Origin of the sequence: Burkholderia contaminans, assembly GCF_029633825.1 — a bacterium.
In the GTDB taxonomy this organism is placed as follows: domain Bacteria; phylum Pseudomonadota; class Gammaproteobacteria; order Burkholderiales; family Burkholderiaceae; genus Burkholderia; species Burkholderia contaminans.
The window spans coordinates 3,183,085-3,196,367 of record NZ_CP090640.1 but is presented as its reverse complement, the minus strand read 5'-3'; the positions used below and the strand labels follow the sequence as shown (position 1 = coordinate 3,196,367).

The 13,283-nt window shown below is 65.7% G+C and carries 12 protein-coding genes; 11 read left to right on the top strand and 1 reads right to left on the bottom strand.

Annotated features, from left to right (window positions below; genetic code table 11):
- The first annotated feature begins 96 nt into the window (after positions 1-96).
- The 9 genes from hfq (at position 97) to LXE91_RS14840 (ending at position 9,620) form a co-directional block, all read left to right on the top strand.
- Positions 97-336, top strand: coding sequence for an RNA chaperone Hfq (gene hfq, locus LXE91_RS14880; protein ID WP_006399927.1), 240 nt, complete (start codon positions 97-99; stop codon positions 334-336).
- A 72-nt stretch (positions 337-408) separates the two neighbouring features.
- Entirely contained in the window at positions 409-1,584 is a 1,176-nt protein-coding gene (hflX, locus tag LXE91_RS14875) for a GTPase HflX (protein WP_171026909.1), read from the top strand.
- Positions 1,585-1,631: 47 nt separating this feature from the next.
- Positions 1,632-2,957: an FtsH protease activity modulator HflK gene (hflK, locus tag LXE91_RS14870; RefSeq protein WP_039360245.1), complete on the top strand. Its 1,326-nt coding sequence runs from the start codon at positions 1,632-1,634 to the stop codon at positions 2,955-2,957.
- A gap of 15 nt (positions 2,958-2,972) precedes the next feature.
- Positions 2,973-3,872, top strand: coding sequence for a protease modulator HflC (gene hflC / locus LXE91_RS14865; protein ID WP_039360242.1), 900 nt, complete (start codon positions 2,973-2,975; stop codon positions 3,870-3,872).
- Between the two features lie 36 nt (positions 3,873-3,908).
- Positions 3,909-4,100, top strand: coding sequence for a DUF2065 domain-containing protein (locus LXE91_RS14860; protein WP_011352254.1), 192 nt, complete (start codon positions 3,909-3,911; stop codon positions 4,098-4,100).
- A 114-nt stretch (positions 4,101-4,214) separates the two neighbouring features.
- Positions 4,215-5,363 (top strand): ATP phosphoribosyltransferase regulatory subunit, encoded by a 1,149-nt coding sequence (locus tag LXE91_RS14855; RefSeq protein WP_039360240.1) that lies wholly within the window; start codon positions 4,215-4,217, stop codon positions 5,361-5,363.
- Positions 5,364-5,476: 113 nt separating this feature from the next.
- A complete protein-coding gene (locus LXE91_RS14850) occupies positions 5,477-6,823 on the top strand; it encodes an adenylosuccinate synthase (protein ID WP_039360238.1) in 1,347 nt (448 codons plus the stop codon).
- Between the two features lie 7 nt (positions 6,824-6,830).
- Positions 6,831-7,427, top strand: a complete 597-nt coding sequence (locus tag LXE91_RS14845) for a phosphoribosyltransferase (protein WP_039360235.1) — start codon at positions 6,831-6,833, stop codon at positions 7,425-7,427.
- Positions 7,428-7,703: 276 nt separating this feature from the next.
- Positions 7,704-9,620 (top strand): potassium transporter Kup, encoded by a 1,917-nt coding sequence (locus LXE91_RS14840; RefSeq protein ID WP_039360232.1) that lies wholly within the window; start codon positions 7,704-7,706, stop codon positions 9,618-9,620.
- Positions 9,621-9,731: 111 nt separating this feature from the next.
- On the opposite strand, the gene LXE91_RS14835 is transcribed toward LXE91_RS14840, so the two are convergent.
- Positions 9,732-12,059 (bottom strand): Tex family protein, encoded by a 2,328-nt coding sequence (locus LXE91_RS14835; protein WP_039360229.1) that lies wholly within the window; start codon positions 12,057-12,059, stop codon positions 9,732-9,734.
- 160 nt (positions 12,060-12,219) lie between these two features.
- Between LXE91_RS14835 and LXE91_RS14830 the strand changes: the two genes are divergently transcribed.
- The gene (locus tag LXE91_RS14830; protein WP_039360226.1) at positions 12,220-12,972 is read left to right on the top strand and encodes a hypothetical protein; all 753 of its coding nucleotides are present in this window, start codon (positions 12,220-12,222) and stop codon (positions 12,970-12,972) included.
- A gap of 76 nt (positions 12,973-13,048) precedes the next feature.
- A complete protein-coding gene (locus LXE91_RS14825) occupies positions 13,049-13,264 on the top strand; it encodes an HP1242/YdcH family protein (RefSeq protein ID WP_006478692.1) in 216 nt (71 codons plus the stop codon).
- Positions 13,265-13,283: the final 19 nt, after the last annotated feature.

The window sequence follows — 13,283 nt, the reverse complement described above, 5'->3', positions numbered from 1 at the left end:
GCCAGTTAAAATCGGCTATAGTGTAGCGATTGGCGCCGGATCTCTTTTTCTTCGCCGCCAGTCCAGATCAACCTGCAAAAAAAGATGGAGTACGCCATGAGCAACAAAGGGCAATTGTTACAAGACCCGTTTTTGAACGCACTGCGCAAAGAGCACGTTCCCGTTTCGATCTACCTCGTCAATGGCATCAAGCTTCAAGGGAACATTGAATCGTTCGACCAGTACGTCGTGTTGCTCCGTAATACGGTGACCCAGATGGTGTACAAGCACGCCATCTCGACGGTCGTGCCGGCGCGCCCGGTGAATTTCCACCCGGACGCGGAAGCCTCGTCCTAACCTATCGCAGCGGCCGGCATCCGGTCGCCGCGAGCGACCGATGCCAGCCGCCTTATCTTGACACCTGAAAATTTGATCAACGCAGCGCTCGTCGGCATCGATTTCGGCAAGACCGATTTCGAAGCCAGTCTCGAAGAACTCAGTCTTCTCGCCTCCAGCGCGGGGGCCCGTCCCGCAGTCACCCTCACGGGTCGTCGCTCCAGTCCCGATGCCAAGATGTTCATCGGCAGCGGCAAAGCCGAAGAACTCCGGCTCGCCTGCGACGCGCACAACGTCGAAATCGTCATCTTCAACCACGCGTTGGCGCCCGCCCAGCAACGTAATCTGGAGCAGGCACTTAACAGGCGCGTGGTCGATCGCACCAGTCTCATCCTCGACATCTTTGCACAGCGTGCCCGCAGCCACGAAGGCAAGCTGCAGGTCGAGCTCGCGCAGCTTCAGTACCTGTCGACGCGGCTCATTCGCGCGTGGACCCACCTTGAGCGGCAGAAGGGTGGTATCGGCCTGCGCGGCCCCGGTGAAACCCAGCTCGAAACCGACCGCCGGCTGATCGGCGAACGCATCAAGATGCTGAAGTCGCGGCTCGACCGGTTGCGCCGGCAACACAGCACGCAACGCCGCCAGCGCGCGCGCAGCGGCACGATGTCGGTGTCGCTCGTCGGCTATACGAACGCGGGCAAGTCGACGCTGTTCAACGCGCTGACGAAGGCGCAGGCCTATGCGGCCGACCAGCTGTTCGCCACGCTCGATACGACGTCGCGGCGCGTGTACCTCGGCGACGAGGTCGGCCAGATCGTCGTGTCGGATACGGTCGGGTTCATCCGCGAGTTGCCTCACCAGCTGGTCGCCGCATTCCGCGCGACCCTCGAGGAAACGATCCACGCGGATCTGCTGCTGCACGTGGTCGATGCGTCGAGCGCGGTCAGGCTTGAACAGATCGAGCAGGTCAACGGCGTGCTGCACGAGATCGGCGCGGACACGATCCGTCAGGTGCTGGTGTTCAACAAGATCGACGCCGTGCCTGAGCTGGCGGCCCGCGGCGACGCGGTCGAGCGGGACGAGTATGGTAATATTTCGCGCGTCTTTTTGAGCGCGCGCACCGGTCAGGGTCTTGATACGTTGCGTGCCGCCATCGCCGAAATCGCCTCCGCGGAACACCTTTCCAGCGCGACGTTACCCAACGGCGCGCTCGACGGCGCGCCCGCTGAACCACACGAAGACCACACGATTTCCGAACACGGGCGCTAACCGGTCCCGGCCGGTTCGCCGGCGTCTAATCTGGTGAACAAACTCTGGTGAACGAATACAACGAGCGGAGTACCTGGCGGCGGATGCGCGCCTTGCTGTCGATCAACGATCCCCGCTGGGGACGCGGCGAAGGCAATGGCAAAGACGGATCCCGTCCCCGCCCGAACGAATCGAAGCGGCCGCAAGGCGGCGACGGCGATGGTCCGCCCGATCTCGACGAGATGTGGCGCAACTTCAACCGGCGCCTGAACGGCCTGTTCGGCGGCAAGGGCGGCAACGGCTTCCGTCCTGACAACGGGCGTGCCGCGCGCGTCGGCGTGGGCATCGTGATCGGCGTGCTGGTCGCGGTCTACGCGGGCAGCGGGCTGTTCGTCGTGCAGGAAGGGCAGACGGGCGTCGTGCTGCAGCTCGGCAAGCTGTCGGGCACGGTCGGCCAGGGCGTGCACTGGCGCGCGCCGTATCCGTTCGCGTCGCACGAGATCGTCGATACGTCGCAGGTCCGCTCGATCGAAATCGGCCGCAACAACGTCGTGCGTCTCGCGAACGTGAAGGAAGCGGCGATGCTGACGCGCGACGCCGATATCGTCGACGTGCGCTTCATCGTCCAGTACCGCATCCGTTCCGCGACCGATTACCTGTTCCGCAGTGTCGACCCCGAGCGCAGCGTCTCGCAGGCCGCCCAGGCTGCGGTACGTGCGATCGTCGGCACGCGTAGCGCCGCCGACGTGCTGAACCAGGACCGCGACGCACTGCGCGAGCAGCTCTCCGCCGCGATCCAGCGCGACCTCGATCGCTACCAGTCGGGGCTCGAGGTGACGGCCGTCACGATGCAGAGCGTTGCAGCGCCCGAGCAGACGCAGGCCGCGTACGGTGAAGTCGCGAAGGCGCGCGACGAGCGCGAGGCCGCGAAGCGCGCCGCGCAGACGTATGCAAACGACCTGCTGCCGAAGGCGCAGGGCGATGCGGCGAAGCTCGTCGACGAAGCGAAGGCGTATGCCGATCGCGTGGTCACGCAAGCCGAAGGCGATGCCGACCGCTTCAAGCAGGTCTATGCGCAGTACTCGAAGGCGCCCGCGGTGATCCGCGAGCGGATGTATCTCGAGACGATGCAGGAAATCTATTCGAATTCGACGAAGGTATTCGTCGGCAACAAGGGCGGCAACAGCGTCGTCTATCTGCCGCTCGACAAGCTCGTCGAGCAGGGGCGACAAAACGCCTCGGCGTCCACGGGCGCATCCGCGCCCGATGCGGCGTCGGCACCGGCGGCGGTCGCGCCGGCTGCAGCGGCACCAGCGAGCGCGGCGTCGGGCACCGACGTGCTGCGGTCGCGCGAGGCCTTTCGCAGCCGGTCGCGCGAAGACGATCTGAAGTAACGGGGAGCGCAGAACATGAACCGAATCATTGCGCTCGTCGTCGCAATCGTGATCGTTGCCTTCGCGGCATCGTCGACAGTCCTTACCGTCGATCCGCGCCATGCGGCCGTGCTGTCGGGGCGTGATGGCGCGCAGCCCGAACTCGCGGGCCCCGGTATCCATTTCAAATTGCCGCCGCCGCTGCAGACGGCCACGCTGATCGACACGCGCCTGCAATCGCTCGAATCGTCGGATCAGCTGCAACTGGCAACCGAAGACAAGCACGACTTGCTCGTCGCCTACGCGGTGAAGTACCGGATCAGCGATCCGATGAAGTATTTCACGGCGACGGGCGGTGACCCGTCGGCAGCCGGCGATCGTCTCGCCGGCGCGCTGAAGAGCGCACTCGGTGACGCGTTCGGCAAGCGCGCGCTCGACGACGCGCTCGGCGGCCAGCGTGCGATCGCCGAGGCGGCACGTGACGAAGTGAAGGCGAAGGCGTCCGGTTTCGGCGTCGACGTGATCGACGTCCAGCTGACGCGCGTCGACTTGCCCGCCGCGCAGACCGATGCCGTCTATCAGCGGATGATCGGCGCGCTGCGCGATCAGGCGGCGCAGGTGCGTGCACAAGGCGCGGCTGACGTCGAACAGATCAAGGCGGACGCGGAACGCGAACAGCAGGCCGTGCTTGCGAACGCGTACAAGTCCGCGCAGACGATCAAGGGCGAGGGCGACGCGAAGGCCGCCACGATTGCCGCCGACGCGTTCGGCCGCGATCCGCAGTTCTACCAGTTCTACGCGAGCCTGCAGGCTTACCGGAACACGTTCAAGCGCAACGACATCATCGTCGTCGATCCCGACAGCGAGTTCTTCCGCTTCATGCGCAGCCCGACGGGCGGTGCCGCACCGGCGGCGCCTGCTCCCCGCAAACACTGACCTTGGGGCGCCGCGTCGAGCGGCGCCGTCGCTCGCATGGACCTGGCTGGCTCGTTGTTGCTCGCAGTAGCGCTGATGCTGATCATCGAGGGGGCGTTCCCCTTCGTGTTTCCCGTCGCCTGGCGCGACACGTTTCGTAGAATAGCGGAGCGTCCGCCGCATCATATCCGGATCGGCGGGCTGATCGTGATGGTGCTCGGGCTCATACTGCTGCTGCTCGCTACCTGACCGGGGACCTGATCCGGACGGCGCATCCGCCGTTCGTCCCGCCCGAATTCAGCATTTCCGATTCACATCGCGGCGCGCGTGTCGCGCGCTGTTTCCCGTCGTAGGACCGTACCGATGTCGACCTGGTTACTTCCCGAGAATATCGCCGACGTACTGCCGTCGGAAGCGCGCAAGATCGAAGAACTGCGCCGCAGGCTGCTCGACCGCTTTCGTTCATATGGCTACGAAATGGTGATGCCGCCGCTGCTCGAGTATCTCGAGTCGCTGCTGACGAGCGGTGGCGCCGACCTGCGCCTGCGCACCTTCAAGCTGGTCGATCAGCTGTCGGGTCGCACCCTCGGCCTGCGCGCAGACATCACGCCGCAGGTCGCGCGGATCGACGCGCACTTGTTGAACCGCCAGGGCGTGACGCGCCTCTGCTATGCGGGCCACGTGATGCATACGCGTCCGCGCGGCCTGCACGCGACGCGCGAGCAGATCCAGATCGGCGCCGAAATCTACGGGCATGCAGGCCTGGAGGCCGACCTCGAGATCCAGCAACTGATGCTCGACGCGCTGCATCTCGCGGGCCTGTCGCGCATCCGTCTCGACCTCGGCCACGCGGGCGTGCTCGCGGCGCTGCTGGCGCGTGATGCGCAGGCCGCCGAGCGCGGCGAGTCGCTGTACGACGCGCTGTCGGGCAAGGACGTGCCGCTGCTGAACGAGCTCACCGACGATCTCGGTGCCGATACGCGCGCCGCGCTGCGCGCGCTGCCGCATCTCTATGGCGACGCGAGCGTGCTCACCGAGGCGCGCGCACGCTTGCCGGTCTTGCCCGAAATCACGCGGGCGCTCGACGATCTGGCGCAGCTCGCGGCGCAGGCGAAGGGGGCCGAGGTGGCGATCGATCTCGGCGACCTGCGTGGCTATGCGTATCACAGCGGCGCGATGTTCAGCGCCTACATCGATGGCGTGCCGAACGCGATCGCGCGGGGCGGCCGGTACGACCACGTCGGTCAGGCGTATGGCCGTGCCCGTCCCGCTACGGGCTTCTCGCTCGACCTGCGCGAGCTCGCGCGGATTTCGCCGGTCGAGGCGCGCGGCACCGCGATTCTCGCGCCGTGGGCACAGGACGACGCGCTGAGCGCGGCCGTCGCGGCGCTGCGCGATTCGGGCGAGGTCGTGATCCAGGCGCTGCCGGGTCACGATCATGTGCTCGACGAATTCGCGTGCGACCGGTCACTCGTCGAGCGCAACGGCGCGTGGGTGGTCGAACCCCGATAAACAGGCGTTCGCGGGACCTGCTTCGGCGTGCATATCGTTGAAGCGAAACGGAAAAATTCGGAATCGCCCGCGAACATAGGTAGAATACGTTTTTAACCAGCTAACGAATCAACATGTCTGCCAGCGCAGTGAACGTGACTCCCGGGCGCAATGTCGTCGTCGTGGGAACGCAATGGGGTGATGAAGGCAAGGGCAAGATCGTCGACTGGCTGACGGACCACGCTCAGGGCGTCGTGCGTTTCCAGGGCGGTCACAACGCCGGCCACACCCTCATCATCGGCGGCAAGAAAACGATCTTGCGCCTCATTCCGTCGGGCATCATGCGTGAAGGCGTCGCCTGCTACATCGGCAACGGCGTCGTCCTGTCCCCCGAAGCACTGTTCAAGGAAATCGGCGAGCTGGAAGAAGCCGGCGTGAACGTGCGCGACCGCCTGTTCATTTCCGAAGCCACGACGCTGATCCTGCCGTACCACATCGCGATCGACCAGGCGCGCGAAGCGCGCAAGGGCGCGGGCAAGATCGGCACGACGGGCCGCGGCATCGGCCCCGCGTACGAAGACAAGGTCGGCCGCCGCGCGCTGCGTGTGCAGGACCTGTTCGATGCGAAGACCTTCGCCGACCGTCTGCGCGAAAACCTCGATTTCCACAACTTCGTGCTGACCCAGTACCTGGGCGGCGCGGCTGTCGATTTCCAGGCCACGCTCGACACGATGCTGGGTTATGCCGACCGCCTGAAGCCGATGGTGGCCGACGTGTCGCGCCGCCTGTACGACGCGAACAATGCGGGCCAGAACCTGCTGTTCGAAGGCGCACAAGGTACGCTGCTCGACATCGACCACGGCACCTATCCGTTCGTCACGTCGAGCAACTGCGTCGCAGGTGCGGCGTCGGCTGGCGCGGGCGTGGGTCCGCAGAAGCTCAACTACATCCTCGGCATCACGAAGGCATATTGCACGCGCGTCGGCTCGGGCCCGTTCCCGAGCGAACTGTACGATGCGGACAATCCGCAGCGTCAGGACCAGGTTGGCGTCACGCTCGCGAATGTCGGCAAGGAATTCGGTTCGGTCACCGGCCGTCCGCGCCGCACGGGCTGGCTCGACGCAGCCGCGCTGCGCCGCTCGATCCAGATCAACGGCGTGTCGGGCCTGTGCATGACGAAGCTCGACGTGCTGGACGGCCTCGACGAAGTCAAGCTGTGCGTCGGCTACAAGATCGACGGCAAGGATGTGGACATCCTGCCGCGCGGTGCCGCTGACGTGGCCCGTTGCGAGCCCGTATACGAAACGTTTGCCGGCTGGAAGGAAAGCACGGTCGGCATCAAGACGTGGGAAGCCCTGCCGGCGAACGCGCAGGCTTACCTGACCCGTGTCCAGGAAGTGGCTGGCGTGCCGGTCGACATGGTGTCGACGGGTCCGGACCGCGACGAAACGATCCTGCTCCGCCATCCGTTCAAGGTGTAATTTTCAGATGACGCAGCAAATCACGATGACGGCGGCAGACTTGATGACCGATCCGCGCAACGACGACAAGAACCTGTGGGTAGGCTGGGACGAGTATCACCGTCTCATCGAGTTGCTCGCGCTCCAGGTGCATGCATCGGGCTGGAAGTTCGACCAGATCCTGTGCCTCGCGCGCGGCGGCCTGCGCGTCGGCGATCAACTGTCGCGCATCTACGACGTGCCGCTCGCGATCCTCGCGACGAGTTCGTACCGCGAAGCGGCCGGCACGGAGCAGGGCGACCTCGATATCGCGCAGTACATCACGATGACGCGCGGCAACTTGGCGGGCAACGTGCTGCTGGTCGACGATCTCGTCGATTCGGGCGTCACGCTTGCGCGCGTGCAGGAGCACCTGAAGGAGCGCTACCCGTCGGTGACGGCCGTGCGCTCGGCCGTGCTCTGGTACAAGGGTTGCTCGAAGGTCAAGCCCGACTATCACACGCAGTTTCTGCCGACGAATCCGTGGATTCATCAGCCGTTCGAGGAGTGGGACACGGTTCGCCCGCACAACCTCGAGGCGTGGATCAAGCGCGGCCGCGCACAGCGCGAGGGCTCGGGCGCATAAGCGGCCGGCCAATCGAAGGAAAGCCTTGTACGGCGCCGCTTGCGGCGCCGTTTTTCATTGGGGCGCCGTACGCGCTGGCGCCGCGCGCACCGTGGATCCGGTAGGCAGATGCCGCTGCCCCGGCTATGATTGGCAGCCCTGCCACAGCTCGCGCCGGATTGCATGCGCAGCGTGGATCACGTGGCTACAAGGCAACAGAGCAGGACGGCGTTTCACGGGGGCGCGAGTAGAATAGCGCTCGTTTTGTCCGACCCGGACCCGATTATTACGCTTCATATGAACGACACGATCCACGCGACCGACGCAGCACACGCGCCGCATTCGACGCAACAACATTCGATGCGGGCGCTAGCGATAGCAGCCATCGGCGTCGTGTTCGGCGACATCGGCACCAGCCCGCTGTATTCGCTCAAGGAGGCGTTCAGCCCCGCACACGGCATTCCGCTCACCGAAGCATCGATTCTCGGTGTGATCTCGCTGCTGTTCTGGGCCATCATCCTGGTGGTCGGCATCAAGTACCTGCTGTTCGTGATGCGGGCGGACAACAACGGCGAAGGCGGCGTGCTCGCGCTGATGGCGCTGTCGCTGCGGCCGCTCGACTCGAAGACCCGCGTCGCGGGCGCGCTGATGGCGCTCGGGATCTTCGGCGCGTGCATGTTCTACGGGGACGCGGTGATCACGCCGGCGATCTCGGTGATGTCGGCGGTCGAAGGTCTCGAAATCGCGACGCCGCACCTGTCCCATCTCGTGCTGCCGATCACGATCGTGATCCTGATCGCGCTGTTCTGGATCCAGCGCCACGGCACTGCGCTGGTCGGCAAGCTGTTCGGCCCGATCATGGTGCTGTGGTTCGTCGTGATCGCGGCGCTCGGCGTGTACCACATCGTGCGCGTGCCCGGCATCATGGCGGCCATCAACCCGTATTACGCGGCGTCGTTCATGGCCGATCACCTGCTGCAGGCCTACGTCGTGCTCGGCTCGGTCGTGCTGGTGCTGACCGGTGCCGAAGCGCTCTACGCGGACATGGGCCACTTCGGCGCGAAGCCGATCCGCATCGCCGCCTACGGGCTCGTGATGCCGTCGCTCGTGCTGAACTACTTCGGCCAGGGCGCGCTGCTGATCCAGAATCCGAAGGCGATCGAGAACCCGTTCTTCCTGCTGGCACCCGAATGGGGGCTGTTGCCGCTCGTCGTGCTGTCGACGGTCGCAACCGTGATCGCGTCGCAGGCGGTGATCTCGGGCGCGTATTCGCTGACGTCGCAGGCCATCCAGCTCGGCTACGTGCCGCGCATGAAGGTGCTGCACACGTCGGAACTGGCGATCGGCCAGATCTACGTGCCGGTCGTGAACTGGCTGCTGCTGTTCGTGATCCTCTGCATCGTCGTCGGCTTCAAGAGCTCCGACAACCTCGCGGCTGCGTACGGCATCGCGGTGACGGCGACGATGGTGATCACGACCGTGCTCGCCGCGGTCGTGATGGTGAAGGTGTGGAACTGGAACCGGCTGCTGGTCGGCGCGATCATCGCGGTGTTCCTCGCGGTCGACCTCGGCTTCTTCGGCGCGAACCTGCTGAAGGTCGCTCAGGGCGGCTGGCTGCCGCTCGGCATCGGCGCGCTGCTGTTCTTCCTGCTAATGACCTGGTACAAGGGGCGTCACATCGTCAAGGAGCGCACGGCGGCCGACGGTATCCCGCTCGAGCCGTTCCTGCAGGGGCTGCTCGCGCATCCGCCGCATCGCGTGTCGGGTACCGCGATCTACCTGACCGGCAACGACAAGCTCGTGCCCGTCAGCCTGCTGCACAACCTGAAGCACAACAAGGTGCTGCACGAGCGCACCATTTTCCTCACGTTCGTCACGCGCGACTTTCCTTACGTGCGAGACGACAAGCGCCAGTCCTCGCGTGATGCAGGCGGCGGGTTGTATATCGTCAAGGCCGAGTACGGCTTCAACGAGACGCCGGACGTGAAGGCCGTGCTCGAGGAATTCGGCCGCACGCACGACATGACGTTCGAGCTGATGGATACGTCGTTCTTCCTCGCGCGCGAAACCGTCGTGCCGACGCATCTGCCCGGGATGTCGATCTGGCGCGAGCGCGTGTTCGCATGGATGCACCAGAACGCCGCGAAGCCGACCGACTTCTTCTCGATCCCGGCGAACCGCGTGGTCGAACTCGGGACGAAGATCGAGATCTGATACGAGGTGTGGCGCGCGGGCCGTCCGGCCGCGCGCCACGTTTGCCGAAGTCGTAAAAAAGCCCGCCTTTCGGCGGGCTTTTTTATCTGTCGCGCAGGGGCTTGCGGGTGCTCAGCGCTTCAGCTTCGCGAAGGCCGCGGCCATCGCGCCTGCCGGTTCCGGCTCGCGCGAACGCTGCTGCGGGCGGGCCGCGCCGCGCCCCGCGTTGCCGCGATCCTGGCTGCCGCGCGACGACATGCCGGGTGCCGCCGCATCGTCGTCGAGGCGCATCGTCAGCGCAATGCGCTGGCGCTTCACGTCGACGTCGAGCACCTTCACCTTGACGACCTGGCCGGCCTTCACGACTTCGTGCGGATCCTTGATGAACTTCGTCGACATCGCGGATACGTGGACGAGGCCGTCCTGGTGGACGCCGATGTCCACGAACGCGCCGAACGCGGCGACGTTCGTCACGACGCCCTCGAGCGTCATGCCGGGCACGAGGTCCGACACCTTTTCGACACCTTCACGGAACGTCGCGGTCTTGAATTCGGGGCGCGGATCGCGGCCCGGCTTCTCCAGCTCGGACAGGATGTCGCGTACGGTCGGCAGGCCGAAACGTTCGTCAACAAATTCCGCCGGGGACAGGCCCGACAGCGCTTCGCGGTTGCCGAGCACGTCGTCGATGCGCTTGCTGATCTTCGCGAGTATCCGCTCGACGACCGGATACGCTTCCGGGTGCACCGACGAGCGGTCGAGCGGATTCTCGCCGCCATTGATGCGCAGGAAGCCGGCGGCCTGTTCGAAGGTCTTGTCGCCGAGGCGCGGCACCTTGCGCAGGTGCTCGCGCGACGGGAACGGGCCGTTCGCATCGCGGTAGTCGACGATGTTGCGCGCGAGCGTCGCGTTCAGGCCCGACACGCGGGCGAGCAGCGGGGCCGACGCGGTGTTCGCGTCGACGCCGACCGCGTTCACGCAGTCCTCGACGACCGCGTCGAGCGAGCGGGCGAGTTCGCGCTGGTTCACGTCGTGCTGGTACTGGCCGACACCAATCGCCTTCGGTTCGATCTTCACCAGCTCGGCGAGCGGATCCTGCAGGCGGCGGGCAATCGAGACGGCGCCGCGCAGCGACACGTCGAGCTCCGGGAATTCCTTCGCGGCCAGCTCGGATGCCGAATAGACCGATGCGCCGGCTTCCGACACGACGATCTTCTGCAGGCGCAGCTCCGGGTGTTTCGCGATCAGTTCGCTCGCGAGCTTGTCGGTTTCACGCGACGCGGTGCCGTTGCCGATGCTGATCAGCTCGGCCTGCGTCTGCGCGGCGATGCGTGCGAGTTTCGCGATCGAGCCATCCCAGTCGCGGCGCGGCTCGTGCGGGTAGATCGTGTCGGTCGCGAGCACCTTGCCGGTGCGGTCGACGACTGCAACCTTCACGCCCGTGCGCAGGCCGGGGTCGAGACCGATCACGGCCTTCGGGCCGGCCGGCGCGGCGAGCAGCAGGTCGCTCAGGTTGCGCGCAAACACGCGGATCGCTTCCGTTTCGGCCGTTTCGCGCAATTGCGTGAGCAGCTCGTTCTCGATGTGCGGCTGCACCTTCACGCGCCAGCACCAGCGGCATACGTCGGACAGCCATTTGTCGGCCGGGCGGTTCTGGTTCGCGATGCCGAAATGGCGCGCGATCATCGCCTCGCCGGGATGCGGCACCTGCGCGTCGAGCTCTTCGCCGAGGCCGAGCTTGACCGTCAGCACGCCCGCGTTGCGGCCGCGGAACAGCGCGAGGGCGCGGTGCGACGGCACGGTCTTGATCGTTTCCGCGTAGTCGTAATAGTCGCGGAATTTCTCGCCTTCCTCGTTTTCCTTGCCCTCGACGACGGCCGACGACACGACGCCCTGGTTGTGCAGGTAGTCGCGCAGCTTGCCGAGCAGCTCGGCCGTCTCGCCGAACTGTTCGGACAGGATGTCGCGCGCGCCGTCGAGCGCGGCCTTCACGTCGGCTACACCCTTCTCGGCGTCGACGTACGCGGCTGCCTCGGCCTGCGGGTCGAGCAGCGGGTTCGCGAGGAGGGCCTGGGCGAGCGGCTCGAGGCCGGCTTCGCGGGCGATCTGCGCACGCGTGCGGCGCTTCGGCTTGTACGGCAGATAAAGGTCTTCGAGCACCTGCTTGCTGTCGGCCGCGTCGATCGCGGAGCGCAGTTCGTCGGTCAGCTTGCCCTGTTCGTCGATGCTCGACAGGATCGCCGCGCGGCGATCTTCAAGCTCGCGCAGATACAGGAGGCGTTCCTCGAGCTGGCGCAACTGCGTGTCGTCCAGGTTGCCGGTCACTTCCTTGCGGTACCGGGCAATGAACGGAACGGTCGAGCCTTCGTCGAGGAGTTGCACTGCCGCCGCGACCTGGCGCGGCTGGACGGACAGTTCGGTGGCGATGCGCTGTACGATCTTGAGTGCTACGGTTTCCGTCATGTCGTGGATGATCTGCCTGCTGAAATCGCGGCGGGGGCCGGCAGGCCCGAAGCGGCGGGCTGCGTGGCGGGCCCGTCGGGCCGGATGCCGCGGGTGAGTGAAGCGGGGCATTTTGCCATAAATGGCGGAGCGTCCAGCCGGGGGTGATAGAATTTGACACATGTCCCGCAGCTTTCCTACGACGTTGCCAACTTCCCGAATTTCTCTCGTCGCGCTCGGCGCAGCGCTCGCCGCGGCTTTGTCTGCCGGGCCTTCCGGCGCGTTCGCACAAGCTTCGGATGCAACCGCGCCGGCCGCCGCCGCGGCTGCGCCCGTGACGGCCACGGCCGCACCGGATTTCGACGCCCGTCAAAAAGTGCTCAATCAACGTTCCGCAGAAAACGATTATCGTTATGCAGTGGCCGAGCACGATTGCTACAGCAAGTTCTTCGTCAATCACTGTCTCGGCAAGGCACGTGAACAGATGCGCGACGAGCGGGCGAGCATCCGCCAGGAGCAACTCGCGCTCAACGACGAGCAACGGGCCGTGCGTGCGCAGCAGCGCGACCAGCAGCAGGCGCTGAAGGCGGCGCAGAACGCGGCGGAAGCACCGCAGCGCGCGGCGAACGACGCGGCAAACGCGGCTGCATTCCGCGACAAGCAGGAGCAGAATGCGCTGAAGCAGGCGCAGCGTGGCGCGGAAGGGCCGCAGCGCGCGGCGAACAAGCAGGCATACGACCAGAAGCAGGGCGACTTCCAGCGCAAGCTCGATCAGGCGCACCAGCAGGCCGCGCAGAAGGCGCAGGAGCGGGCGGACAACGCCGCGCGCTACGAGCAGAAGCAGAAGGAAGCCGAGCAGCACAAGGCCGATGTCGAGCAGCGTCAGAAGGAAGCGGCCGAGAAGGCGCAGCAGAAGCAACAGCAGGGGCAGTAACGTGTTGGATTGATCGAGACCAGTCTCGGGCGCGCTGGCACGCCGGTCGGCGCGCTGCTTCGATGAGGAGGCAAGTATGCAAAACCGTCACACGGAACAGCAGCAGGAGTTGCACAACCGTTTGGCTGCATTGCAGGAGCAGCACCAGCAGCTCGCTCGGGAGATCGAGCTGAAGGAAGGGCACTCCGACATCGACGACATCACGCTGCACAGGCTGAAGAAGGAAAAGCTGGCGGCCAAGGACAAAATCATTTTGCTGCAATCGCAGCTGGAACCGGATAAGCGCGCCTGAGCGCGGCCTGGCAAGCGCC

Bases quoted from the DNA above. Each gene is read 5' to 3' on its own strand.
- hfq (WP_006399927.1), top strand. From the start codon at position 97: ATGAGCAACAAAGGGCAATTGTTACAAGACCCGTTTTTGAACGCACTG.
- hflC (WP_039360242.1), top strand. From the start codon at position 2,973: ATGAACCGAATCATTGCGCTCGTCGTCGCAATCGTGATCGTTGCCTTC.
- LXE91_RS14860 (WP_011352254.1), top strand. From the start codon at position 3,909: ATGGACCTGGCTGGCTCGTTGTTGCTCGCAGTAGCGCTGATGCTGATC.
- LXE91_RS14855 (WP_039360240.1), top strand. From the start codon at position 4,215: ATGTCGACCTGGTTACTTCCCGAGAATATCGCCGACGTACTGCCGTCG.
- LXE91_RS14850 (WP_039360238.1), top strand. From the start codon at position 5,477: ATGTCTGCCAGCGCAGTGAACGTGACTCCCGGGCGCAATGTCGTCGTC.
- LXE91_RS14845 (WP_039360235.1), top strand. From the start codon at position 6,831: ATGACGCAGCAAATCACGATGACGGCGGCAGACTTGATGACCGATCCG.
- LXE91_RS14840 (WP_039360232.1), top strand. From the start codon at position 7,704: ATGAACGACACGATCCACGCGACCGACGCAGCACACGCGCCGCATTCG.
- LXE91_RS14835 (WP_039360229.1), bottom strand. From the start codon at position 12,059: ATGACGGAAACCGTAGCACTCAAGATCGTACAGCGCATCGCCACCGAA.
- LXE91_RS14830 (WP_039360226.1), top strand. From the start codon at position 12,220: ATGTCCCGCAGCTTTCCTACGACGTTGCCAACTTCCCGAATTTCTCTC.
- LXE91_RS14825 (WP_006478692.1), top strand. From the start codon at position 13,049: ATGCAAAACCGTCACACGGAACAGCAGCAGGAGTTGCACAACCGTTTG.